The sequence below is a fragment of the Pseudomonas sp. D4002 genome (assembly GCF_013385665.1).
GTDB lineage: Bacteria > Pseudomonadota > Gammaproteobacteria > Pseudomonadales > Pseudomonadaceae > Aquipseudomonas.
Window position 1 is genome coordinate 474 of sequence record NZ_JACAPN010000030.1, and the last position, 23,462, is coordinate 23,935.

Here is a 23,462-nt window from a genome sequence, read left to right on the forward strand (position 1 = left end):
CTGTAAGAGCGGAACCAATAGTGGCCGTTACCTAAATAACGGATATACACCCACAACCAAGCGAAAATACCAAACCCACAACGTCAAAGTTTGTAATCAGTATCCGTACGCTCCAATTGCCGAATCAACGCATTCCAGTGCCGCGCCACCCCCGGCCCATCCCCGCTCTTGAACACTTCTGCCTGCTTCTCCACCTTGGCCACCACCTCCGCCGGCGGAAAGATCAACTCGGCATTCCCCCCCGCCTGCGCCGCAATCTGGATATTGCACGCCCGCTCCAGCCCCTGCAGCTGCTGGAACGCATGCTCCACACTCACCCCCGCCGTCAGCAATCCATGGTTGCGCAGGATCATCACACTCTTGTCCCCCAGGTCCGCCACCAACCGCTCACGCTCATCCAGGTCAAGGGCCACACCTTCATACCCGTGGTACGCAACGCGCCCGGAAAACCCGATGGAATGCTGGGAGATCGGCAACAACCCGTCCTTCTGCGCCGACACCGCAATACCGTCGCGCGTATGCGTATGCAGCACGGCCTGCAAATCGTGGCGAGCCCCATGGATCGCGCTGTGGATCACATAGCCCGCATAGTTGATCCCCAGGCCCGTAGGGTCATCGACAATCGTGCCGTCGATATCCACCTTGACCAGATTCGAAGCGCTGATCTCATCGAACAACAGCCCGTAGGCATTGATCAGGAAATGCTCCTCAGGCCCCGGCACCCGGGCGGAGAAGTGCGTGTAGATGTGGTCGGTCCACTTGTACAAGGCCGCCAGCCGATAGGCCGCCGCAAGTTTAACGCGCACCTCCCACTCTTCCGGGGTAACCCGCTGGCGGACGTTGTTCGAGACACTGGAGATCGAGGTGACGCTGCTCATGGCAAAACTTCCTGGATGGCCTTAAGGACTTCCAGGCAAGCCTAGGGGATGACCAAAAATAATAAAAAGCACATTTTAATCTAAGCTAATTATTATTTTTTTTCATATCACGCCGCATTGCGCACCTTGTGCAACGACGCCGCCACCAGCTTGCCAAACGCGTCCACCGGCCCTTGCAGGTTGCCCAGGAAATGCGGGTAGATCAGCCACAGGTCCATCACCGGCTTGAAGTCCTTCAGTGGCATGGCCGCCAGTTGATCGCGATGGGCGCTGCGCTCCAGCAGCGGGCGTGGCACCAGGCCGAGGCCCAGGCCGTCAGCCACCAGGCCCAACTGTAGCTCGGTGCCGAAGGTCTCCAGGTTGACCCGCAACGCCAGGCCCTGGTCCGACAGGGTGCGTTGCAACCCGGCACGGAAACCGCAGCCATCCGGGTTCAGGATCCAGCCATTCTGGTACACGTCCGCCAGCTTGCAGGGCTTCTTCGGCAGTTGGGCCTTGGCACACACCACCACCAGTTCCATCTTGCCGATGGACTCGCCGACGATGTTGTCCGGGAAGATCTTGCCCGCCGGAAACAGCGCCGCCGCCGCGTCCAGTTCGCCGCGCTCGATCTTGCCCACCAGTTGGCTGCCCCAGCCGGTAGCCACCTGGGCCCGCAGCTCGGGGAATTCACTGCGCAGGTGCTTGAGGGCGTCCAGCAACACCACGTCGCCAATGGTCTGCGGCACCCCCAGGCGCAGCAGGCCGGTGGGCGGCGCGTCGGTGGCCACCAGTTCCCGCAGGGCGTCCATTTCCCGAAGGATCGAACGGCACTGTTCATACACCCGCGTTCCGATCAAAGTAGGCTTGAGCGGCTTGGTGTTGCGGTCGAACAACTCCACCCCCAGCGCCTGCTCGAAGTTCTGCACGCGACGGGTAATGGCCGGCTGGGTCAGTTGCAGCGACTCGGCGGCATGGCTGATGGACTGGCAACGAATCACTTCGACAAAGGCATCGATATCGTCAATTTTCATTTGGGCCGCACATAGAGAACAGTCATTAAGATGTGTGAAAAGCATAGTTCCATAAACGGTGGCTGGATAGCCCAACCCCCGGATCGATAACGTCTAACGCTATTCAAACCGGTTCTAAATTACTTTCCGCTATAACCTAATCATTAAAAAATAGCATATTAACTATAAACATTATGCTTAGATAAACCCATCACCACGAACCACCCACGATGGAATTGTCATGACCCAGGCCCGACACCCGGAGAGACTCAGAGCATTCATTGGCGCCCTGGCGGAATTGATCGACGGCAACCCTCGCGAAGGCGACCTGCTGCACCGCGGCGGCAAGCTGCTGGCGCAACTGGTCAGCCACGATGACTGGCTGCCGGACGAGTTTGCCCAACCCGACCCCGAGCGTTATCAGCAATTCCTGCTGCACGCCGATTCGCGCCAGCGCTTCAGCATCGTCAGCTTTGTGTGGGGGCCGGGGCAGACCACGCCGATCCATGACCATCGCGTGTGGGGGCTGATCGGCATGCTGCGCGGTTCCGAGTATTCCCAGGGCTTTGAGCGTAACGCCGAGGGCGCACTGGTCGCCGACGGCAAGCGCATCCAGCTGGAACCCGGCCAGGTGGAAGCCGTGTCGCCGAAGATCGGTGACATCCATCAAGTCAGCAATGCCTTCAGTGACCAGGTGTCCATCAGCATTCATGTGTATGGCGCCAACATCGGTGCGGTGCGCCGCGCCGTGTACCAGCCGGACGGCAGCGAGAAACTGTTTATCTCCGGTTATTCCAACGCTTTTCTCCCGAACATCTGGGATTTGTCCAAAGACGCCCTGTCCAAAGAGAGCCCTGCCCCATGACTGTATCGAACCGCAGCTTCGCCCAGATTCGCCAGGCCCTGCTGGACCGTGAAGAAGTCGCCCTTGTGGATGTGCGCGAGGAAGCGCCTTTCGCCGAATCCCACCCGCTGTTCGCCGCGAATATCCCGCTGTCGAAACTGGAACTGGAAGTGTATTCACGCATCCCACGCCGGGATACCCAGGTGACGGTGTACGACAACGGTGAAGGCCTGGCACAGATCGCCGCCCAGCGCTTGCAGGCGCTCGGCTATACCGAGGTCAGCCTGCTGGAAGGCGGCCTGGACGGTTGGCGCAGCGCCGGTGGCGAGCTGTTTATCGACGTCAACGTGCCAAGCAAATCCTTTGGCGAGCTGGTGGAAAGCCAGCGCCACACACCGTCGCTGGCGGCTGAAGAAGTGCAGGCGTTGCTCGACAGCAACGCCGACGTGGTGGTGCTCGACGCCCGCCGCTTCGATGAATACCAGACCATGAGCATTCCCACCGGCATCAGCGTGCCCGGCGCCGAACTGGTGCTGCGCGCCCGTGAGCTGGCACCGGACCCGGCCACCCGCATTATCGTCAACTGCGCCGGGCGTACCCGCAGCATCATCGGCACCCAGTCGCTGATCAATGCCGGCATCGCCAACCCGGTGTCTGCCCTGCGCAACGGCACCATCGGCTGGACCCTGGCCGGGCAGAAGCTGCAACACGGCCAGGCTCGACGCTTCGCGCCGACCTCGGAAGAACACCGCCAGATCGCCGCCAGGGACGCCCGCCAAGTCGCCGACAAGGCCCGCGTAGGCCGTGCCACCCTCGCCGACCTGCAACGCTGGCAGCAGGAAGCGGCGCGCACCACTTACCTGTTCGACGTACGCACCCCGGAAGAATTCGAAGCCGGCCACCTGCCCGGCTCGCGCTCCACACCGGGCGGCCAACTGGTGCAGGAAACCGATCACGTCGCCAGCGTACGCGGCGCCCGGCTGGTACTGGTGGATGACGACGGCGTGCGGGCCAATATGTCTGCGTCCTGGCTCGCACAACTGGGTTGGGAAGTGCATGTGCTGGATGACCTGCAACCTGCACACTTCAGCGCACCGGGGGCCTGGGTTGCCCCCGTCCCGGCGCCGCAACAGGCCGAACTCATCAGCCCGCACACCCTCGCCGAATGGCAGGCTCATGGCGACACCGCAGTACTGGATTTCACCGCCAGCGCCAACTACGTCAAGCGCCACATTCCCGGTGCCTGGTGGGCGTTGCGCGGGCAGTTGCCCGAAGCCTTGCGCAAGGTGCCTGCTGCCGAACGCTACGTGTTGACCTGTGGCAGCAGCCAGCTGGCGCGCCTCGCGGTAGCGCAAGTCGAAGCGCTGACCGGCAAGCCCGTGTTCCTGCTGCAGGACGGCACTGCCAGCTGGATCGCCGCGCAACTGCCGCTGGAGGAAGGCGAGACCCGCCTCGCTTCACCGCGCATCGACCGCTACCGCCGCCCGTACGAAGGCACCGACAATCCGAAGGAAGCCATGCAGGCCTACCTCGACTGGGAGTTCGGCCTGGTGGACCAGCTGGCCCGCGACGGCACCCACGGGTTTTATGTGATCTGAACACCCCCAGGAGCGAGTCCGCTCGCTCCTCTTCCCACTACCAGCCGACCCCTTCTCCAGGCGGAGGCGACTGAACGCAAGACCTAGCCTGGAGCCCGCCTGATGCGCTTTACCCTTGCCCTTTTACTGGCCGCCCTCACCCTGGGTGCGACTTGCCAGGCCGCCGACCTGCAGCCCCTGCGAGTGGCCAACCAGAAATCCACCATCAAGGCGCTGCTGGAAGTCGCCGGCGAAACCCGGGATGTGCCCTACGAAATCCAGTGGTCCGAGTTCCCCGCCGCCGCACCGCTGGGCGAAGCCCTCAACGCCGGGGCCGTGGACATCGGCGCGCTGGGGGACGCGCCCTACGTGTTCGCCCTCGGTGCCGGAGCACCGCTGAAGGTGGTGAGCATCATCCACGCCGAAGGCCGCAACACCACCGCGCTGATTGTTCCGAAAGATTCCCCGATCCACGATCTTGCCGACCTCAAGGGCAAGCGCATCGTCACCACCCGCGGCTCCATCGGGCACTTCCTGGCGATCAAGGCGCTGCGCAGCGCCGGCCTTTCCACCCACGACGTGCAGTTCATCTTCCTGCTGCCCAGCGAGTCACGGCTGGTGCTGGATAACGGCACCGCCGATGCCTGGTCGACCTGGGACCCCTACACCACCGTGGTCACCAGCCAGAGCCAGGCAAGGGTCCTTGCCAGCGGCAACAACCTGCTGAGCAATCACCTGTACCTCGCCGCCACCAGCAAGGCGATTGCCGACAAGCGCGTGCAGCTGGACGACTTCGTGGCCCGGGTCGACCGCGCCTACCGCTGGAGCAACGATCACCCGCAGGCGTTCGCCGCCGCCATGGCCAAAATCACCGGCTTGCCGCTGGAGGTGCACGTAGCCGTGGCCAACGCCACCCATATGCAACCGGTGGCGATTGACGACTCGGTGATCAGCGGCCTGCAAACCACCGCCGACATCTATCAGGACGAAGGCCTGCTGACCAAACACATCGACGTCTCCCAAGGCTTCGACAAAAGCTTCAACGCCAAACGTGCCCCGCTTACCCAGGCTTCCCGCTAAAAGGAGAGAGAACATGAGCAAACGCCAACTGAAACTCGGTGCCATGGTGCACGGCGTCGGTCACGGCTGGGGCGAATGGCGCCACCCGCAGGCGCAACCCAATGCCAGCGTCAACTTCGGGTTCTACAAGCATCAGACGCAACTGGCCGAAGGCGCGAAGTTCGACTTCGTGTTCATCGCCGACAGCCTGCATATCCATGAAAAATCCAGCCCGCACTACCTCAACCGTTTTGAGCCACTGACCATTCTTTCGGCCCTGGCGGCCCTGACCTCGAACATCGGCCTGGTGGCGACCGTCACCGTGAGCTACACCGAACCGTTCCAAGTGGCACGCCAGTTCGCCTCCCTGGACCACATCAGCGGCGGCCGCGCCGGCTGGAACGTGGTGACTTCGTGGCTCAGCGGCACCGCCGACAACTTCGGCAAGGCCGAGCACCCGCCCCACGCCGTGCGCTACCGCATCGCCAGGGAGCACGTGAATGTGGTCAAGGGCCTGTGGGATTCCTGGGAAGACGATGCCTTTGCGTACAACAAGCAAAGCGGCGAATTCTTCACTCCCGGCAAGCTGCATGCATTGGGGCACAAGGGCGAGTTTTTCTCGGTCAAGGGCCCGCTGAATATCGCCCGCTCGCGCCAGGGCCAGCCGGTGATTTTCCAGGCGGGCACTTCCGAGGACGGGCGCAATTTTGCCGCCGAAAACAGCGACGCGATTTTTGTCCATGCCGAGACCTTCGACGAAGCCAAAGCCTACGCCCAGGACTTGAAGAAACGCGCCCGCAGTTTTGGCCGTGATGCTGATCAGTTGTCGATCCTGCCGGGCATCCGGCCGATTGTTGGCCGCGACGAAGCCGAGGTGGAAAGCCGCTATCAGCAAGCTGTGGAGCTGGTGACCGTCGAGGACGCAATCGTCGCCCTGGGCCGCCCGTTCAACGACCACGATTTCAGCAAGTACCCGCTGGACGAACCCTTCCCGGAACTCGGCGACCTGGGCTCCAACAGCCAGAAAGGCGGCTCCGACCGCATCAAGCAACTGGCCCGCGATGAACGCCTGACCCTGCGGGAAGTGGCCCTGCGGTTCTCCCGGCCCAAGCGCGATTTTGTCGGTACCCCGGAGCAGGTCGCCGACGCGATCCAGACCTGGTTCGAAGCCGGCGCGGCCGACGGCTTCATCATCAATTCACTGCTGCCGGACGGCTTGCAGTACTTCACCGAGCTGGTAGTGCCGGTGCTGCAACAACGCGGGCTGTTGCGCAGCGAATACAGCGGCGCCACCCTGCGGGAAAACCTTGGCCTGGACGTGCCGGCGAACCGCTACAGCACCCCGTTCGAAACTCAACCAACGCAGATCGCCATCTGACCAGGGCACGACCATGACGAACACGATCAAACACGGACAGTTCAATCGTCGCGGCTTCCTGGGTGCCAGTTCGATTGCCCTTGGCGCCCTGGGCCTCGCGTCGCTGGTGCCCCGGGCTTTCGCTGCACCTGCGAAGCTCTCGGACCTGACCCTGGCCGTCGCCACCTACCGTGGCCAGGACTCGTATTTCACCGACGACGCCGGCACTTCCAACACGCCCTATAAAGTCGACTACGCCGAATTTGCCGGCGGCAACCTGATCGTCGAAGCGCTGGCCTCCGGCAGCCTGGACATTGGCGGCATGAGCGAGATCCCGCCGATCTTCTCGATCCAGAGCCACCGCGAGCCGAAGCTGATTGCGGTGCTGCAAGGTGACGTGAATAACCAGGTGATCCTGATTCCCAAGGAGTCGAAAATTGAATCCATCGCCCAGTTGAAAGGCAAGCGTGTGGGCTATGTGCGCTCCACCACCTCGCACTACTTCTTGATCAAGGCCTTGAAGGAGCAAGGGCTGACCTTCAACGACATCACCCCCGTGGCACTCACGCCACAGGACGGTTTCAGCGCGTTCCAGAGTGGCCAGCTGGACGCCTGGGTGATCTACGGGGTGTTTATCCAGCTGGCGAAATTCCGCAGCGGCGCCCGGGTATTGAAAACCGCCCTCGGCTACCTCTCCGGCAACTACCTGATCGGCGCCCGCCCCGCCGCCCTGGAAGACCCACTGCGCAAACAGGCGATCCAGGATTACTTGCAGCGCCAGGCGCGCACGCTGGAATGGATGAACAACAACCCTGAGCCGTGGGCTGAAAAATCGGCGAAGTTGCTCGGTGTGGACAAGGCAGTGTTCCTCGACGTGTACAACAACCGCAGCCAGCCCTACAGCGTGATCGAGGTGAACGACCAGGCCATCGCTTCGCAGCAGGAAGTGGCCGACCTGTTCTTCAATGCCGGGGTATTGAACGAGCGGCTGGATGTCAGCCCGTTGTGGGATCGGCAGTTTAAGTTGCTGCCGATATAACCCGCCTTCGAAAACGCCGAATAACCCATGTGGGAGCGGGCTTGCTCGCGAAAGCGGTGGATCAGCCAACGGATGTGCAACCTGACACACCGCTTTCGCGAGCAAGCCCGCTCCCACATTTTGAACGAGTACACCCATCATGAGCCTTTCTTCTCAACCGTCACTGCGCTCCGTGGAAGTGGCCAATTTCGAAGCCTTGCTGGAACGCCTCAGCGCCCAGCTCGCCGCCACTGCACACATCGTTGATGAAAGCGGCACCTTCCCCCACGACAACTTCAAGCTGCTGCACGAACACGGCCTTGTCGCCCTGACCGTGCCCAAGGCCCTCGGCGGTGGCGGTGCCAACCTGAGCCAGGCGCGCAAGGCCATCAGCGCGATTGCCAAGGGCGAGCCGTCCACCGCGTTGATCCTGGTGATGCAGTACCTGCAACACACGCGCCTGCAAGACAGCAAAACCTGGCCGCCCGCCCTGCGCACCCAGGTCGCCGAAGACGCTGTGCGCAATGGGGCGCTGATCAATGCCCTGCGCGTCGAACCCGATCTCGGCACCCCGGCCCGTGGCGGCCTGCCCGCGACCATCGCCCGGCGTACCGCCGCCGGCTGGCGCATCAGCGGGCGCAAGATCTACTCCACCGGCAGCCATGGCCTGAGCTGGTTCAGCGTGTGGGCCCGCAGCAGCGATGAAGACCCGTTGGTAGGCGCCTGGCTGGTGCCCAGGGACAGCCCCGGCATCAGCATCATCGACACCTGGGACCACCTCGGCATGCGCGCCACCTGCAGCCATGAAGTGGTGTTCGACAACGTGCTGGTGCCGCTGGACCACGCGGTCAGCGTCAGCCCCTGGAGCGCACCGCAGGCGGAACTGGACGGTGACGGGTTCCTGTGGATGTCGGTACTGCTCTCATCGGTGTACGACGCCGTGGCCCAGGCCGCGCGCGACTGGCTGGTGGACTGGCTGGAACAACGCAAGCCGTCCAACCTCGGCGCCGCGCTGTCGACCTTGCCGCGCTTTCAGGAGACCGTCGGGCATATCGACACTCTGCTGTTTGCCAACCGCAGCCTGCTGGACGCCGCCGCCGACGGGCACACCCCGGCAGCCCACGCCGCACAGATCAAATACCTGGTGACCGGCAACGCGATCCGTGCCGTCGAGTTGGCCATCGAGGCGTCCGGCAATCCCGGCCTGTCCCGACACAGCCCACTGCAGCGGCATTACCGCGACGTGCTGTGCAGCCGCGTGCATACCCCGCAGAACGACGCGGTGCTGCAAGGCGTCGGCAAGGCCGTCTTCGCTCAACGACACAAGGAACGCCCATGAGCCAGGTGATTATCGCCAGCCAGCTGGACGAAGATTTCAATCAAGTCATCCGCCAGCGCCTGGCCCTCACCCACCCCGGTGCCGAGGTGATCAGTGTGCCGGCCGGTGTGCCCAGCGACTTGCCGGCCCAGGCCAATATCCTGCTGGCCCGGCCGATCAATGTGCGCGGCTACACCGCGCCGGACACACCGCCACCGGGTTGGCCGTACGGCGTGCAGTGGATCCAGGTGGTGTCGTCGGGCATCGACTTCTATCCCAGGTGGCTGTTCAACGGGCCGCCGGTGAGCACCTCACGGGGCAGCGCCGCCGAAAACCTCGCCGAGTTCGCCCTCGCGGCAATCTTCGCGGCGGCCAAGCATTTGCCGGATATCTGGGTAAAGGATGCCCAATGGCAGTTCACCCCGTTGCGCCCGCTCAAGGGCACCACCCTGGGGATTCTCGGGTTTGGCGCGATTGGCCGCAGCCTGGCGCAGAAGGCTCATGGGTTGGGGATCAAGGTGGTGGCATTACGCCAAAGTGACACGCCGTTTGACGTAGAGGGTGTGGAAGCGGCGCGGGATATCCATGACCTGTTTGCTCGTTCCGATCACCTGGTGCTGGCAGCGCCACTGACCGAGGCCACACGGCATATCGTCGATCGGGAGGCGCTGGCGAATGCCAAGCCAGGGTTGCACCTGATCAATATTGCCCGGGGAGGATTGGTGGATCATGAGGCGCTGCTGGAGGCGCTGGACAGCGGCCATATCGGGCTGGCTTCGCTGGATGTGACCGAGCCCGAGCCATTGCCGGACGGGCATGCGTTGTATGGGCATCCGAGGGTCAGGGTGTCGCCGCATACGTCGGCGATTTCGACCAATAGCCGGCATGATATTGCGGACAGTTTCCTGGGCAATCTGGAAAGGTATCTGAGTGATCGGCCGCTGGAAAACCTCGCTGATACCCAACGCGGTTACTAAACCCAACAGAGATCAAAATGTGGGAGCGGGCTTGCTCGCGAATGCGGTGTTTCAGTCACTATCAATGTTGACTGAGCGACCGCATTCGCGAGCAAGCCCGCTCCCACATTTGTTTTTTGTCGGCTGAAAAATATCATCAGCCTTACGCATCACATTCAAACCAATACATACCTATTTTTTATAATTAACTTATAACTAATCGGACTTTTACGCCCGGCGTTTATACAAATACTGTTACATCCAGTACCGACCCCTGACCAGGTGGAGGCCCAATTTTGCCTAAACCGTCAACCACCTCAGGGGTCCATCATGAGTCCTACCGCCGTACCCAATCGCCTGACACTGGCCATCTCCCTCGCCCTGTTCGGGCTTTCCGTTCACGCCGACGACACCGCCCTGCCGGTGGTCAATGTCACCGCCGAGCACCGCAGCGAAGACCTGCAAAAAACCCCGCTGGCGATTTCCGCGTTTGATGAAAAGGCCCTGGAAGACAAGCAGATCAACAGCGTGCGCGACCTCTCGGGCCAGGTGCCGAACCTGACACTCAGCCGCCAGTCGATCTCCTACAGCGCGCAGACCTACGGCATTCGCGGTATCGGTGAAACCGACCCGATCCAGGAAGCCGCCGTCGCCGTGTATGCCGATGACCTGTACATCCCGCGTGCGATTTCGTCGATGCTCGACTTCAACGATGTGGAGCGTGTCGAAGTGCTGCGCGGGCCCCAGGGCACCCTGTACGGACGCAACAGCAGCGCCGGCGCGATCCGCGTGATCACCCGCGACCCGACCCAGGAAACCCGTGGTTTTGTAGAGCTGGGCGCCGGCAACTACGATGCGCAGAACGCACGCCTGCTGATCAGCGGCCCGCTGGTGGACAACGCGCTGTTCGGCAGTTTCTCGGCGATCCGCCTGAGCCGCGACGGCACTGTCTCCGACCCCACCCGGGGCAAGGATGTAAACAACGTCGACATCCAGTCCTATCGCGGCAAGCTGCGCTACAAGCCGGTGGATTCGCCGTGGGATGTGCAACTGACCCTGGCCGGTACCTTCGACCGGGGCGACACCACCAGCTACACGCCTTTCGACGCCAACGGGCATTTCGACAAATTCAAGAGCTACAGCAGCCTCGACCCAAAAAACCGCCTGGACCAGGGCAGCTCGGTACTGCGGGCGATTTACGCGATCAATGACAACCTGAACTTCAAGTCGGTGACCGCCTACTCGGCGTTCCACCAACCGGTGGACTACGACAACTCAGGGCAAGCCGCGCTGATCCAGAACAACCTGATCCTGTACAAGCAAAACTATGCGACCCAGGAGTTCCAGCTCAACGGCGACTACGACGATTTCAGCTTCAGCACCGGGGTGTACCTGTACCGCGAGAAGTTCGACGCCGACCGCGACAACCTTACCTATTCCATCGCCCGCAATCGGGTGATCGGCCAGGGCCAATACAGCACCACCAACACCGAAAGCTATGCGCTGTATGGCCAGGGCACCTACAAGCTGACGCAACAACTGTCGCTGATCGCCGGCCTGCGCTTTACCCGCGAGCACAAGAATTTCGACTTCACCAACTACGCGATCAACACCGACCGGCAAATCACCGGCACCAACTTCACCGCCGAGTCGAGCAAATCCTGGCAGTCCACCAGCCCGAAGATCGGCTTCGAATACGCCTGGACCCCGCACCTGAACCAATACGCCTACGTCGCCAAGGGTTTCAAGGCCGGTGGCTACGACAACCGCGCCCCCACCCAGGCCGCCGCCGAACAGGCGTTCTCCCCGGAAGACGTGACCACCTGGGAAACCGGGGTCAAGGGCGACTTCTTCGACCAGCGCCTGCGGGCCAACGTCGCGCTGTTCTACAACGACTACAAAGACCTGCAAACCAACGCCTATGACCCGGCGCTGGGGGTGAGCCTGCGCACCAACGTCGGCCGTGCCCACACCTACGGCGTGGAGCTGGAAACCCTCACCGCCCTGAGCCGCGACCTGCAACTGACCGCCAACGTCGGCTACCTGCAAAGCAAGTACGACGACTTCCAGAACGCCAGCGGTGCCGGGGTGGATGCCAACGGCAAGCAACTGGTGTTCTCGCCACGCTGGAACGCGAGCGTTGGCCTGAACTACACCATCCCGGCCGGGCTGCCGGGCACCTGGCTGGCAGGCACCGATGCGCAGTTCCAGACCAAGTCCTACGCCAACGCATTGAACGACGACATCCAGGAAATCCCGCAACAGACCTTCTGGAACGCCAACACCCGCTACATCAGCGGCGACGGCCACTGGACCACCACCCTGGCGGTGAAAAACCTGCTGGACCGCGCCTACCCGCAGTCGGTGGGCTACGTGCCCTCCAGCGGCGCCCGCTACTACTCGGTCAACGACCCGCGAACCCTGTTGCTGACCGTGCGCTACGACCTCTGACAAACCGCTATCTCAAGGAGCGAATCATGGCTTTTACCCGCAGGGAACTGATTTCCCGTATTGCCGCCGTGGGCGGTTATTCCGCCGCTGTCAGCGCATTGGGCGCGCTGGGGCTGACGCCTCAGGCGGTGGCATCGAGCTTTACCTCGCTGCAATTGGGCAGCACCGGCAAAGGCAAGCAGGTGGTGGTGGTCGGCGCCGGGATCTCCGGGCTGGTCAGCGCCTATGAGCTGCGCAAGGCCGGGTTCAACGTGACGATCCTGGAAGCCCGCGACCGGGTGGGTGGACGCAACTGGACCCTGCGCCGAGGCACCAAGGTCGATTTCGACGACGGCGTCAGCCAGACCGTCGACTTTGATGACGGGCAGTTTTTCAACGCCGGCCCCGCGCGTATTCCCAGCCACCACCAGACGATTCTCGGCTACTGCCGCGAGCTGGGTGTGGAGCTGCAAGTACTGGTCAACAGCAGCCGCAACGCCCTGGCCCGGCCGGATACGCAGCAACCGGCATTCCAACTGCGCCAGGCGGTCAACGACACCCGCGGCCAACTCTCGGAACTGCTGGCCCGCACAGTCAGCCGCAAGGCGTTGGACCAGGATCTGAGCGTGGATGACCGCAAAGCGTTGCTGAGTTTCCTCAAAGTGTACGGCGACCTCAACGGCGACCTGCAATACAAGGGTTCGGTGCGCTCCGGCTACACCCGCGTGCCCGGCGCCGGCGACCAGACCGGCTTGACCCGCGCGCCGCTGGAGCTGCAGACCCTGCTTAATCCCAAGCTATGGGGCGCGCTGGTGTTCGATGAAATCCCGGAGTTTTCCTCCACCATGTTCCAGCCGGTGGGCGGCATGGACCGCATTCCGTATGCCTTCTACGAGCATCTGAAAGATGCGGTGCGCTTCAACGCCGAAGTCAGCGATATCCAGACCTCGGAGCAAGGCAGCCGAATCACCTACCGCGACCGCATCAGCGGCAAGACCCAGGTGCTGAGTGCCGACTACGCGATTGTCACCGTGCCCTTGCCGCTGCTGGCCAAGCTGCCAACCAACTTCACGGCACCCTTCAAGCAGGCGATCCAGACCGCGCAAAGCGACCAGGCCAACAAGGTGGCCTGGCAGGCGCCGCGCTTCTGGGAAACCGACTTCAACATCTACGGCGGCCTGTCGTACCTCGACCATGAAGTCAAAGGCCTGTGGTACCCCAGCGACCGCCTCAACAGCGCCCAGGGGATTCTGGTGGCGGCCTACAACACCAGTGAATCGGCCCAGGCCTTCAGCCAGAAATCCCTGGCCGAACAGTTCGCCTCCTCACGCCAGGCGGTGGAGCTGTTGCACCCCGGCCACAGCGCCAAGCTGCAAAAACCGGTGGCGATCAACTGGTCGAAAGTCAGCTACAGCAAGGGCCCGTGGATCGTCAACGACGAGGTCGGCGAAAGCGCCTACCGCCTGCTCAACGAGCCCCAGGGCCGCACGTACCTGGCCAGCGACGCCCTCGCCCACGGCGGCGTCGGCATCTGGCAGAACAGCGCCGCCGATTCGGCGCGGCGCATCGTCTCGCTGATCGGCCGGCATGCCGAACGCCAGCAACCGGGCGTCGCCGCCTGACTTTTCTCTCTCAAGGAATGAACCGATGAAGACGCTTTTTGCAGGACTGCTGATGACCGCCACCACCCTTGCCGCCCACGCCGATGAGATCAAGCGCGTGCCGCTGCCGAACTCGAACTTCCCGATCTCATTGGCGGTGTCGGTGCCGCCGCAGACCGAGCTGCTGTTTGTGAGTGGGTTGCTGGCCGACCTGCATGACCCCAAGGCGCCAAAAGACTCGTTTGCCGCCTATGGCGACACGGCCATCCAGACCACGTCGATCCTCAACAAGCTCAAGGGTGTGCTGCAAGGCCAGGGCCTGGATTTGGGAGATGTGGTGCAGCTGCGGATATTCCTGGTGGGCGATCCAGCCAAGGGCGGCAAGCTCGACTTTGCCGGGTTGCAGGAAGGCTACACGCCGTTTTTCGGCAGTGCCGAGCAGCCGAAAAAACCGGCGCGCACCGCGGTGCAAGTCGTCGCGTTGCCATTGCCCGGCGGGCTGGTAGAAATCGAAGCGGTTGCCGCGCGCAAACACTGACAGGGACATCACTCGAGACCAAGGAGCTCCACTCTCATGCGAAAATTCAACTGGCTGACGGCACCTTTGTGGCGAGGGAGCTTGCTCCCGCTGGGGCGCGTAGCGGCCCTGAAGCCTGACTCCGCAATTTCCTCGGAAGACCGTATTGGGGCTGCTACGCAGCCCAGCGGGAGCAAGCTCCCTCGCCACAGCAAGCTTCCTCACCACAGCAAGCTCCCTGGCCACAGCAAGCTCGCTCATCGTAAAAGGCTACACCGGTACAATCATCTGAAACTCCTGCCGCTCTCGCTGGCGTGCGGCCTGGCGTCCTTCGGCGTCGAATCTGCCGAAGACCGCTCCCCCACCCTCGACACCGTGGTGGTCACCGGCAACCGTGGCGCCGAACAACGCACCGTCACCACCAGCCCCACGCCGATTGATGTGATCAGCGGCGAACAACTGCGGGCCGTGGGCAAGCCGAGTTTGCTCGAAGCGTTGGGCAAGCTCATCCCCTCGTTCAACCTGCCCGACCGCGCCGGCTGGGATGCCAGCGGCGTGGTGCGTTCGGCCACCCTACGCGGCCTCACCGCCTCTCACGTACTGGTGCTGGTCAACGGCAAACGCCGCCATACCAGCGCCACCCTGAACATCAACGGCATCAACAGCGGCGCGGCCCCCAGCGACCTCGACCTGATCCCGGTGGCTGCCATCGACCATGTGGAGGTGCTGCGCGACGGTGCAGCGGCGCAATACGGCTCGGATGCGATTTCCGGGGTGATCAATATCATCCTCAAGCAGACCACCGGCGGCAGTTCCGACACCACCCTGGGCCAGAACTACGACGGCAAGCGCGGCACCGGCCAGGAGGCGCTGAACTATGGCTTCCAGGTGGGGGAAGCCGGGGTGCTCAACGTGTCCCTCGACACCCGCTACCAGGAGCGCGACAACAAGGCCGGCAGCAACGGCTACAGCAGCCATTACTACCCGCTGGCGGACGGTTCCCCCGACCCGCGCGAAGCCACCTCCAGCCACCACACCTACAAAGGCTACGGCTCGCCCCGCAGCCAGTTGGGCGATGTGGCGTACAACCTCGACCTGCCGCTGAACGACAACCTGACGCTGTACTCGTTTTCCACCCTGGCCACCCGGGAGAACAACGACGGCCAGAACTTCCGCCTGCCCAACGGCCGCAACACCATCACCACCGGGCCCAATGGGTACCCCGATGGCTACAGCCCGTACTGGCTGGTCAACGAGACGGACTTCCAATCGGCTTTCGGCGCCAAGGGCAACGACCTTGGCGGCGGTTGGGGTTGGGACCTGAGCAGCACCTACGGGCGCAACTACGCCAAGCAGCGCACCTACGACAACCAGAACCCGTCCCTGGGCGAAAGCACACCGAACAAGTTCACCTCCGGGATCTACATCGCCGACCAGCTCACCACCAACCTCGACCTGAAAAACACCTACGAGATCGGCCTGGCCAAGCCGCTGGACGTGGCGTTCGGCCTGGAGCACCGGCGCGAAAGCTACGAGACCCGCGCCGGCTCCGAGGCTTCCTATATCGATGGCGGCTACGTGTTCCCGGCAGGCCATCCGCGTGCCGGGCAGCGTCCCGATCCGGGGGCCCAGGTCACCAACGGCATCCGTCCGGAAGACGCGCAGAAGGTCAGCCGCAACAGCGTCGCCAGCTATGTCGACCTCGGGTTCTACCCCACCGAGCAGTGGTACATCGGCGTGGCCGGGCGCTACGAACATTACAACGAAGGCGTCGGCGGTACCCGCAGCGGCAAGCTCAGCACGCGGTATGCGTTCAACCCGGTGTTCGCCCTGCGCGGCACCGTGAGCAACGGCTTTCGCGCACCGTCCCTGGCCAACGAGATCTTCACCGCACGCTCCACCGGGTTCGACACCATCAATGGCGTGTACCAGTCGTATAACTACGTGATCCTGCCGGTGGATTCCGCCGGCGCCCAGGCATTGGGTGCCAAGTCACTGAAGCCGGAGCGCTCAACCAACTTCAGCCTCGGTTTCGCCGTGACCCCAAGCGATGACTTGAGCCTCACGGTGGACGGCTACGTGATCAACCTGCGGGACCGCCTGGTGCTCAGCGAACGCTTCCAGGGCCCGGGCATTGCCTCCCTGTTGGACAGCATCGGCGTACCGGCCACGGCGGGCGCGCAGTACTTCACCAACGGCGCCAACACCCGCACCTCCGGGGTGGACGTGGTGGGCAACTACCGGCAGAACCTCGACCGCTACGGCTCGGTGAAATGGACGGCGGCGCTGAACTACAACCACACGCAGATCCTCAGCGTCAACGACACCCCGGCGCAGCTCGCCGCCCTGGGCAACTTCCAGTTGATGGGTCGCCAGTCACGGGCACTGATCACCAAGACTTCACCCAGCAGCAAGATGATCTTCTCCGCCGACTGGGCGATCCACGACTTCGACGTCAACCTGCGCCTGACTCGCTACGGCACCTACACCGAGGTCAACAGCTCCAGCGACGCGAGCCTGGACCGCACGTATTCGGCCCAGTGGATCACTGACCTCGACGTGGCCTACGCGATCAGCAAACAGCTGACGGTGGCCGTAGGTGCGCAGAACCTGTTCGACAAATACCCGGATCACATAGGCGTGAAGAACTCGTCGTTCGGCGATAACTGGGGCAGCTATTCGCCGTTCGGGTTTACCGGCGGGTATTACTACAGCCGGGTGCAGTACGCGTTCTGATTCAACAACCGCCGGCCAGGCGTTCACGCAGGAACTCGATCAACGCCTGCACCGGGCGCGAGCTCTGGCGGTGCTGGGGGTAAACGGCGGAAAGGGTCAGGGGTTCGGGCGCGCAGTCTTCCAGCAGCGTCACCAGGCGGCCGTCCTGCAAGGCTTGGGCAACGATAAAATGGGGTAGATAGGTGATGCCCAACCCGGCCACGGCGGCATCCCGCAGCAGCTCACCGTTGTTGACCCGCATGCGCCCGCTGACGTTGCGGGTATGGGGTTTGCCATCGACCTTGAAGTGCCATTGCACCTGGCGACCATGGCCGTAAGGCAGGCATGCGTGATCGGCCAGGTCATCGGGACTCTGCGGCGTGCCGTGGCGGGCCAGGTAGTCGGGACTGGCGCAGTAGACGCGCTGCACACTGGCGATGCGTCGGGCGATCAGGGTCGAATCCTCGAGGGTGCCGATGCGCAGCACCAGGTCGTAGCCCTCGCTGATGAGGTCTACCGGGCGGTCGCTGAGGTCCACTTCTACGGTGACGTGAGGGTGGCGTTGCAGGAACAGCGGCAACAGGCAACCCAGGTGCGCCATGGCAAACGACAACGGCGCGCTCAGGCGAATGGTGCCTCGGGGCTCGGTGTTTTGCCCGGCGATGCCCTGCTCCACTTGCTCGACTTCACTGAGCAGGCGCAGGGCGGATTCGTAGTAACTCTGGCCCAGCGGCGTGACGTCCAGGCGGCGGGTGGAGCGGTTGAGCAGGCGTACGCCGAGGCGCTCTTCCAGCTGGATCAGGCGGCGGCTGACAAATTGCTTGGACAGGCCAAGATGCTCGGCGGCAGCGGTGAAACTGCCGGATTCCATGACCTGGCAAAACAGGCGCATGTCTTCGAAGGGGTTCATTGTCGCTTCTCGGTGGACGCTGGGCTGTTTTATAGCCGGTCAGTCGCCACACCACAAATCAAAATGTGGGAGCGGGCTTGCTCGCGAAGGCGGTGGGTCAGTCGGTACATGTATTGACTGGCACACCGCCTTCGCGAGCAAGCCCGCTCCCACATTGGATTACCTGCATATCAGAGAGCGGTTTATTTGGCCGTCAGCGCCGAGTAGCTGTTCATCAAATTGCGATAGTTGGGAATACGCGGCGACAGCAGATTCGCCAAGCCTTCCATGTCGTTGCGCCAGTCCACCTGCAGCTCGCAGGCCACCGAGAACCAGTTCACCAGCTGTGCACCGGCCGCCGTCATGCGTGCCCACGCCGCCTGTTGCACGGTCTCATTGAAGGTGCCCGAAGCATCGGTGACCACAAACACTTCAAACCCTTCAGCCAGGGCCGACAGCGTCGGGAAGGTCACGCACACGTCGGTCACCACACCGGCAATGATCAGTTGCTTGCGCCCGGTGGCTTTCACTGCCTTGACGAAATCTTCGTTGTCCCATGCGTTGATCTGGCCAGGGCGCGGGATGTAAGGCGCGTCCGGGAACAGTTCTTTCAGCTCCGGCACCATCGGGCCGTTGGGGCCGCTTTCGAAACTGGTGGTGAGGATAGTCGGCAGCTTGAAGAACTTGGCCAGGTCCGCCAGGGCCAGCACGTTGTTCTTGAACTCGTTGGGCGAGAAGTCCTGCACCAGCGAGATCAGGCCGGTCTGGTGATCTACCAGCAGGACCACGGCGTCATCTTTGTTCAAGCGTTTGTAAGTCATGAGTACAGTCCTTTGGGGGTGGGTTCAGAAGGCAAAACACGAGCAGCCAAACGCGCCCCAGAAACCCTGGAAGTCGCTGACCGGCACGTTCGAGAGACGCGCCCGTTCATGGCTATGGGCATGCACGCCACAGGGGCCGCTGCATTGGTGCACCTGGGCTTGCAGCGCTGACGCCGGGCGCCAGTGGCCCGGTACCTTGACCACCGGCGACCAGTCCGGCAGCACCGGCACGCTGGGTGGTGCGAAATCTTCAAAGTCGCCGGCGCCGTAGACCACCTTGCCGCCGACCACGGTGAGTACCGATTCGATCCACTTGATGGCTTCCTCGTCGACACTGAAGAAGTCCGCCGACAGTGCCGCCACGTCCGCCAGTTGGCCGACCTTGATCTGGCCCTTCTTGCCCTGCTCGGAGGAGAACCAGGCGCTGCCGTGGGTGAACAGTTCTAGGGCCGTCAGCCGGGGCAGCCCCTCGGCGTGCAGTTCCAGCCCGCCGACGGTGCGGCCGCTGACCATCCAGTACAGCGAGGTCCAGGGGTTGTAGCTCGACACCCGGGTGGCGTCGGTGCCGGCGCCCACCGGCACGCCTTCGGCGAGCATGCGTTTGATCGGCGGCGTGGCCTCGGCGGCCTTGGCGCCGTAGCGCTCCACAAAGTACTCACCCTGGAACGCCATGCGGTCCTGGATCGCGATGCCGCCGCCCAGCGCCCGCACGCGCTCGATGTTCTGCGGGGTGATGGTTTCGGCGTGATCGAAGAACCATGGCAAGCCGTTGAACGGGATGTCGCGGTTGACCTTCTCGAACACGTCGAGCATCCGCGAGATCGACTCGTTGTAGGTAGCGTGCAGGCGGAACGGCCAGCGCTGTTCCACCAGGTGGCGCACCACCGGCTCCAGTTCCTGCTCCATGGTCAGCGGCAGGTCCGGGCGTGGCTCGAGGAAGTCTTCGAAGTCGGCCGCCGAGAACACCAGCATTTCGCCGGCGCCGTTGTGGCGCAGGTAGTCGTCGCCCTGATGCAGGGTCACGCTGCCGGTCCAGTTCTTGAAGTCGCTGAGTTCTTCCTTGGGCTTCTGGGTGAACAGGTTGTACGCGATGCGCACGGTCAGTTGCTGGTCCTTGGCCAACTGTTCGATCACCGCGTAATCGTCGGGATAGTTCTGGAAACCACCGCCGGCGTCGATGGCGCTGGTCAGCCCCAGGCGGTTGAGTTCGCGCATGAACTGGCGGGTGGAATTCACCTGGTATTCCAGGGGCAGTTTCGGGCCCTTGGCCAGGGTCGCGTAGAGAATCATCGCGTTGGGCCGCGCCACCAGCATGCCGGTGGGGTTGCCGTTATGGTCGCGCACGATCTCGCCGCCGGGCGGGTTCGGCGTGTCCTTGGTGTAGCCGGCCACCCGCAGGGCCGCGCGGTTGAGCAAGGCGCGGTCATACAGGTGCAGCACGAACACCGGCGTATCGGGGGCGGCCTGGTTGAGCTCGTCGAGGGTGGGCATGCGTTTTTCGGCGAACTGGAATTCGTTCCAGCCGCCCACCACCCTCACCCACTGCGGCGTGGGCGTGCGGTCAGCCTGATCCTTGAGCATGCGCAGGGCATCGGCCAGTGACGGCACGCCTTCCCAGCGCAGTTCGAGGTTGTAGTTCAGGCCGCCACGGATCAGGTGCAGGTGCGAGTCGTTGAGGCCAGGGATGACAGTGCGACCCTTGAGGTCGATGACCTGGGTACCACTGCCGCGCAGGGCCATGGCTTCGCCGTCGGTGCCCACCGCGACGAAGCGTCCCTGGTGGATCGCTACTGCCGTGGCGCGGGGATTTTCACGGTCCACGGTGTGGAACTGGCCATTGAACAGAATCAGGTCGGCGTTCATAGGGTTTCCTTTACAGAGGCTTCAAGCCAGGGCGCGAACAGGCGGGTGGCCGCCGGCATCAGCAGGTAAACCACCAGTACAACGATGGTCAGGGTGACCAGGAAGGTGGCGACGATGTAGTTGGACAGGAACGGGTGCAGCCGCAGTACCGGGCCCCAGATGATCGGCACCAGCAACGTCAGCGGCAGGATCACCAGCAGCGTGACCACTGCCTGTTTCCAGCGCGGCGGCTTGGCGGCAGCATCGGCCAGGGGCGAGAACCAGAACTCGTTGACCGCGCCGACTTCGGTCTGGTCGCCATCGGCCAGCATCGGTGCGGCTTGGTTGATCAGTTCCAGGCGCTGCGGCGAATCGAGCCAGCGCTCCAGGTCTTCCGTGGAGCGATAACGCAGCACGCAGGTGAACAGCGCAAGGCCGCCCTGCTTGCTGCGCACCACGTCAACGCCGAGGTGGCCGGGACGCTCACCGGCAATACGCACGATGCGTCGCAGCCAGGCTTCGTAGTCGGCTTCAAGCCCGGGTTTTATGCGGTGCTTGACCACCAGGGTCACGACCTCGTCCGGCCCGCCTTGTGCTGTTGAGTCCATCGTGCCCTTCCCCTGGATGCTTGAACGTTCGCGCTAGTGTGCGACGGCCCGATCCAGAAAAATTGCATGCATGTGCTCAGTTCAACAGATGCTTGCAGCGGTCTACACTGGGGATTCATTCACCGGTAAGGTGTGTGAAAACAAGCGCCCATCGACCACGGATAGCGATCATGGCTCAACCAGCAGCTGCAACCGGAACCCTGTGTTCAGAGCGGGAACAGAGGGTCAAGCAATTGATCCTCGCCAATCTTGCTGGCCCCCTGGAGGTGACGGAACTGGCTCGCGCCTGTGAGCTGTCCCGCAGCCATTTCTCCAGGGCCTTCAAGCGCACCACCGGTGTATCGCCCCAGGAATGGATTCGCCAGCAACGCATCAAGCAGGCCAAGGTGCTGATCACCGGCTCCGCCCTAAGCCTGACGCAGATCAGCCAGGAATGCGGGTTCTGCGACCAGGCGCACTTCTGTCACCTGTTCAGCCGCAGCGAAGGCGTGAACCCGATGGCCTGGCGCAAACTTCAGCTGCGCTACCGCCATCATCTGCGGACGGCACAGCTGGCGATAGTCAACCTAAAAGAGACAGTCATTCCGATTTCAGCTTCTTAATCAACCTATCGTTAACCAGTAATCTTCTCCTCACACCGAAGCCCTGCATCTCGCAGCCAGGCTTCCCTTGAGGAGAACACCCCATGCTGACCCTTCGCAAAGCCTCGGAACGCGGCGCCGCCAATCACGGTTGGTTGAAGTCGTTCCACACCTTCTCGTTCGCCAACTACTGGAATCCCAAAGAACAGGGTTTTTCCGACCTGCTGGTGATCAACGATGACCGGGTTGCCGCCGGCAAGGGCTTCGGCCAACACCCGCACCGCGACATGGAGATTTTCTCCTATGTGCTCGAAGGCGCCCTGGAACACAAGGACACCCTGGGCACCGGTTCGGTGATCCGCCCCGGCGATGTGCAACTGATGAGCGCCGGCAGCGGCGTGGCCCACAGCGAGTTCAACCACAGCCACACCCAGGGCGTGCACTTCCTGCAAATCTGGATCGTGCCGGATGTGGCGGGCGCCGAACCTCGCTATCAGCAGGAGCACTTCACCGAGGCGCAGAAACGCGGCCGGTTGCAGCTGATCATCTCGCCGGAAGGCACCGACGGCTCCCTCGGCGTGCGCCAGGACGCGCGGGTGTATGCCGGGCTGTTCAACGGCTTTGAAACCGCCAGCCTGCCGCTGGCCCCGGAACGCTACGCCTACATCCATGTGGCGCGGGGCAGCGTTGAAGTCAATGGCCAGCGCTTGCACGAAGGCGACGGCGCCCGAGTGCGCGATGAGCGGGAGATTCACCTGAGCCATGGGGAGGACGCCGAGGTGCTGGTGTTCGACCTGCGCCCTCGGGAACTGCCAGAAATGCCGTGATGAGCGACGCGATGGCCCGGGAAAACGGGCCATCGCTGGCGTCGATAGTCACCATCAGCCCAATGAAGTTCTCTTAAAAAATCTGCCGCGTAACATCGCATCCATACCAACCAACGACTTTCCCGGAGCACACCCTCATGAAACGCCAACTCTTGCTTAGCCTCGCTTTCTCGGTACTTGCTGTAAGCGCCTTTACCCAACCTGCCCTCGCTGAAGGCGGCGCGGATCGCCTGATGGACAGCCGCGTGGCTGAGGGTGGGTCTGACCGTATGCTGGAACGCCGCGTTGCTGAAGGCGGGTCTGATCGCCTGCTGGAACGTCGTGTTGCTGAAGGGGGCGCTGAACGTCTCCAGGGCAACCGTGTAGCTGAAGGTGGCGCTGACCGTCTTCAAGAAAACCGCGTAGCCGAAGGTGGTGCTGACCGCCTGATGGAAAACCGCGCGTAACCCCTGTCGTTCGCGGTTCACCCCCAGCCGGCCTGATCAGCCGGCTTTTTTTCGCCTGCTGTTAACTGATCCTCACAAGCGCCACGACCCCTGTGGCGAGGGAGCTTGCTCCCGCTGGGCTGCGCAGCAGCCCCAATGAACTCACCGCGTTTCTCCAGGAAGACCCCATTGGCAGGTGTTGGGGCC

At 62.9% G+C, this 23,462-nt stretch carries 20 protein-coding genes; 14 read left to right on the forward strand and 6 right to left on the reverse strand.

All coding sequences use genetic code 11. The features are described 5' to 3' along the window. Positions 1-83: 83 nt before the first annotated feature. Positions 84-878: a class II aldolase/adducin family protein gene (locus tag HX824_RS21470; protein ID WP_063031004.1), complete on the reverse strand. Its 795-nt coding sequence runs from the start codon at positions 876-878 to the stop codon at positions 84-86. Between the two features lie 107 nt (positions 879-985). Next, positions 986-1,891, reverse strand: coding sequence for a LysR family transcriptional regulator (locus tag HX824_RS21475; protein WP_008434597.1), 906 nt, complete (start codon positions 1,889-1,891; stop codon positions 986-988). 220 nt (positions 1,892-2,111) lie between these two features. Between HX824_RS21475 and HX824_RS21480 the strand changes: the two genes are divergently transcribed. The 11 genes from HX824_RS21480 (at position 2,112) to HX824_RS21530 (ending at position 17,283) form a co-directional block, all read left to right on the forward strand. Then, positions 2,112-2,735, forward strand: a complete 624-nt coding sequence (locus HX824_RS21480; RefSeq protein WP_008434600.1) for a cysteine dioxygenase — start codon at positions 2,112-2,114, stop codon at positions 2,733-2,735. Continuing rightward, positions 2,732-4,312, forward strand: a complete 1,581-nt coding sequence (locus tag HX824_RS21485) for a rhodanese-related sulfurtransferase (RefSeq protein ID WP_177055040.1) — start codon at positions 2,732-2,734, stop codon at positions 4,310-4,312. The genes HX824_RS21480 and HX824_RS21485 overlap by 4 nt, the downstream gene beginning before the upstream one ends. Positions 4,313-4,414: 102 nt before the next feature. Then, the gene (locus tag HX824_RS21490) at positions 4,415-5,371 is read left to right on the forward strand and encodes an ABC transporter substrate-binding protein (protein ID WP_003211301.1); all 957 of its coding nucleotides are present in this window, start codon (positions 4,415-4,417) and stop codon (positions 5,369-5,371) included. Positions 5,372-5,384: 13 nt separating this feature from the next. Next, the gene (locus HX824_RS21495; protein WP_177055041.1) at positions 5,385-6,728 is read left to right on the forward strand and encodes an LLM class flavin-dependent oxidoreductase; all 1,344 of its coding nucleotides are present in this window, start codon (positions 5,385-5,387) and stop codon (positions 6,726-6,728) included. A 13-nt stretch (positions 6,729-6,741) separates the two neighbouring features. Beyond that, the gene (locus tag HX824_RS21500) at positions 6,742-7,746 is read left to right on the forward strand and encodes an ABC transporter substrate-binding protein (RefSeq protein ID WP_003211303.1); all 1,005 of its coding nucleotides are present in this window, start codon (positions 6,742-6,744) and stop codon (positions 7,744-7,746) included. A gap of 139 nt (positions 7,747-7,885) precedes the next feature. After that, positions 7,886-9,064: an acyl-CoA dehydrogenase family protein gene (locus HX824_RS21505; protein ID WP_003211304.1), complete on the forward strand. Its 1,179-nt coding sequence runs from the start codon at positions 7,886-7,888 to the stop codon at positions 9,062-9,064. Beyond that, complete coding sequence (locus HX824_RS21510) at positions 9,061-10,020, forward strand: D-isomer specific 2-hydroxyacid dehydrogenase family protein (protein ID WP_087694855.1); 960 nt, start codon at positions 9,061-9,063, stop codon at positions 10,018-10,020. Before HX824_RS21505 ends, HX824_RS21510 begins: the two co-directional genes overlap by 4 nt. 309 nt (positions 10,021-10,329) lie before the next feature. After that, the gene (locus HX824_RS21515; RefSeq protein ID WP_177055042.1) at positions 10,330-12,450 is read left to right on the forward strand and encodes a TonB-dependent receptor; all 2,121 of its coding nucleotides are present in this window, start codon (positions 10,330-10,332) and stop codon (positions 12,448-12,450) included. 26 nt (positions 12,451-12,476) lie between these two features. Then, on the forward strand, positions 12,477-14,051 hold the full coding sequence (locus HX824_RS21520; protein WP_177055043.1) for an FAD-dependent oxidoreductase: 1,575 nt from the start codon (positions 12,477-12,479) through the stop codon (positions 14,049-14,051). A gap of 25 nt (positions 14,052-14,076) precedes the next feature. After that, entirely contained in the window at positions 14,077-14,568 is a 492-nt protein-coding gene (locus HX824_RS21525) for a RidA family protein (protein WP_177055044.1), read from the forward strand. Positions 14,569-14,604: 36 nt separating this feature from the next. Next, positions 14,605-17,283, forward strand: coding sequence for a TonB-dependent siderophore receptor (locus HX824_RS21530; RefSeq protein WP_256347042.1), 2,679 nt, complete (start codon positions 14,605-14,607; stop codon positions 17,281-17,283). A 1-nt stretch (position 17,284) separates the two neighbouring features. Here HX824_RS21530 and HX824_RS21535 read toward each other — a convergent pair whose 3' ends face one another. The 4 genes from HX824_RS21535 to HX824_RS21550 form a co-directional block, all read right to left on the reverse strand. Continuing rightward, positions 17,285-18,172: a LysR family transcriptional regulator gene (locus HX824_RS21535; RefSeq protein WP_003212824.1), complete on the reverse strand. Its 888-nt coding sequence runs from the start codon at positions 18,170-18,172 to the stop codon at positions 17,285-17,287. A gap of 182 nt (positions 18,173-18,354) precedes the next feature. After that, positions 18,355-18,972, reverse strand: a complete 618-nt coding sequence (gene ycaC, locus HX824_RS21540; protein ID WP_003207315.1) for an isochorismate family cysteine hydrolase YcaC — start codon at positions 18,970-18,972, stop codon at positions 18,355-18,357. Between the two features lie 24 nt (positions 18,973-18,996). Further along, positions 18,997-20,835, reverse strand: a complete 1,839-nt coding sequence (locus HX824_RS21545) for an amidohydrolase (RefSeq protein WP_003207313.1) — start codon at positions 20,833-20,835, stop codon at positions 18,997-18,999. Then, on the reverse strand, positions 20,832-21,422 hold the full coding sequence (locus tag HX824_RS21550) for an antibiotic biosynthesis monooxygenase (RefSeq protein ID WP_003207311.1): 591 nt from the start codon (positions 21,420-21,422) through the stop codon (positions 20,832-20,834). Before HX824_RS21550 ends, HX824_RS21545 begins: the two co-directional genes overlap by 4 nt. Positions 21,423-21,592: 170 nt before the next feature. Here HX824_RS21550 and HX824_RS21555 point away from each other — a divergent pair, with 170 nt between their 5' ends. From HX824_RS21555 to HX824_RS21565, 3 genes are all read left to right on the forward strand, one after another. Next, on the forward strand, positions 21,593-22,024 hold the full coding sequence (locus HX824_RS21555; protein ID WP_023658747.1) for an AraC family transcriptional regulator: 432 nt from the start codon (positions 21,593-21,595) through the stop codon (positions 22,022-22,024). 83 nt (positions 22,025-22,107) lie between these two features. After that, positions 22,108-22,830, forward strand: coding sequence for a pirin family protein (locus tag HX824_RS21560; protein WP_008434624.1), 723 nt, complete (start codon positions 22,108-22,110; stop codon positions 22,828-22,830). A 137-nt stretch (positions 22,831-22,967) separates the two neighbouring features. Continuing rightward, complete coding sequence (locus HX824_RS21565) at positions 22,968-23,276, forward strand: hypothetical protein (protein ID WP_008434626.1); 309 nt, start codon at positions 22,968-22,970, stop codon at positions 23,274-23,276. Positions 23,277-23,462: the final 186 nt, after the last annotated feature.

Bases quoted from the DNA above. Each gene is read 5' to 3' on its own strand.
- HX824_RS21545 (WP_003207313.1), bottom strand. From the start codon at position 20,835: ATGAACGCCGACCTGATTCTGTTCAATGGCCAGTTCCACACCGTGGAC.
- HX824_RS21515 (WP_177055042.1), top strand. From the start codon at position 10,330: ATGAGTCCTACCGCCGTACCCAATCGCCTGACACTGGCCATCTCCCTC.
- HX824_RS21475 (WP_008434597.1), bottom strand. From the start codon at position 1,891: ATGAAAATTGACGATATCGATGCCTTTGTCGAAGTGATTCGTTGCCAG.
- HX824_RS21505 (WP_003211304.1), top strand. From the start codon at position 7,886: ATGAGCCTTTCTTCTCAACCGTCACTGCGCTCCGTGGAAGTGGCCAAT.
- ycaC (WP_003207315.1), bottom strand. From the start codon at position 18,972: ATGACTTACAAACGCTTGAACAAAGATGACGCCGTGGTCCTGCTGGTA.
- HX824_RS21555 (WP_023658747.1), top strand. From the start codon at position 21,593: ATGGCTCAACCAGCAGCTGCAACCGGAACCCTGTGTTCAGAGCGGGAA.
- HX824_RS21485 (WP_177055040.1), top strand. From the start codon at position 2,732: ATGACTGTATCGAACCGCAGCTTCGCCCAGATTCGCCAGGCCCTGCTG.
- HX824_RS21500 (WP_003211303.1), top strand. From the start codon at position 6,742: ATGACGAACACGATCAAACACGGACAGTTCAATCGTCGCGGCTTCCTG.
- HX824_RS21510 (WP_087694855.1), top strand. From the start codon at position 9,061: ATGAGCCAGGTGATTATCGCCAGCCAGCTGGACGAAGATTTCAATCAA.
- HX824_RS21490 (WP_003211301.1), top strand. From the start codon at position 4,415: ATGCGCTTTACCCTTGCCCTTTTACTGGCCGCCCTCACCCTGGGTGCG.
- HX824_RS21535 (WP_003212824.1), bottom strand. From the start codon at position 18,172: ATGAACCCCTTCGAAGACATGCGCCTGTTTTGCCAGGTCATGGAATCC.
- HX824_RS21520 (WP_177055043.1), top strand. From the start codon at position 12,477: ATGGCTTTTACCCGCAGGGAACTGATTTCCCGTATTGCCGCCGTGGGC.
- HX824_RS21495 (WP_177055041.1), top strand. From the start codon at position 5,385: ATGAGCAAACGCCAACTGAAACTCGGTGCCATGGTGCACGGCGTCGGT.
- HX824_RS21565 (WP_008434626.1), top strand. From the start codon at position 22,968: ATGAAACGCCAACTCTTGCTTAGCCTCGCTTTCTCGGTACTTGCTGTA.
- HX824_RS21525 (WP_177055044.1), top strand. From the start codon at position 14,077: ATGAAGACGCTTTTTGCAGGACTGCTGATGACCGCCACCACCCTTGCC.
- HX824_RS21560 (WP_008434624.1), top strand. From the start codon at position 22,108: ATGCTGACCCTTCGCAAAGCCTCGGAACGCGGCGCCGCCAATCACGGT.
- HX824_RS21480 (WP_008434600.1), top strand. From the start codon at position 2,112: ATGACCCAGGCCCGACACCCGGAGAGACTCAGAGCATTCATTGGCGCC.
- HX824_RS21550 (WP_003207311.1), bottom strand. From the start codon at position 21,422: ATGGACTCAACAGCACAAGGCGGGCCGGACGAGGTCGTGACCCTGGTG.
- HX824_RS21470 (WP_063031004.1), bottom strand. From the start codon at position 878: ATGAGCAGCGTCACCTCGATCTCCAGTGTCTCGAACAACGTCCGCCAG.
- HX824_RS21530 (WP_256347042.1), top strand. From the start codon at position 14,605: ATGCGAAAATTCAACTGGCTGACGGCACCTTTGTGGCGAGGGAGCTTG.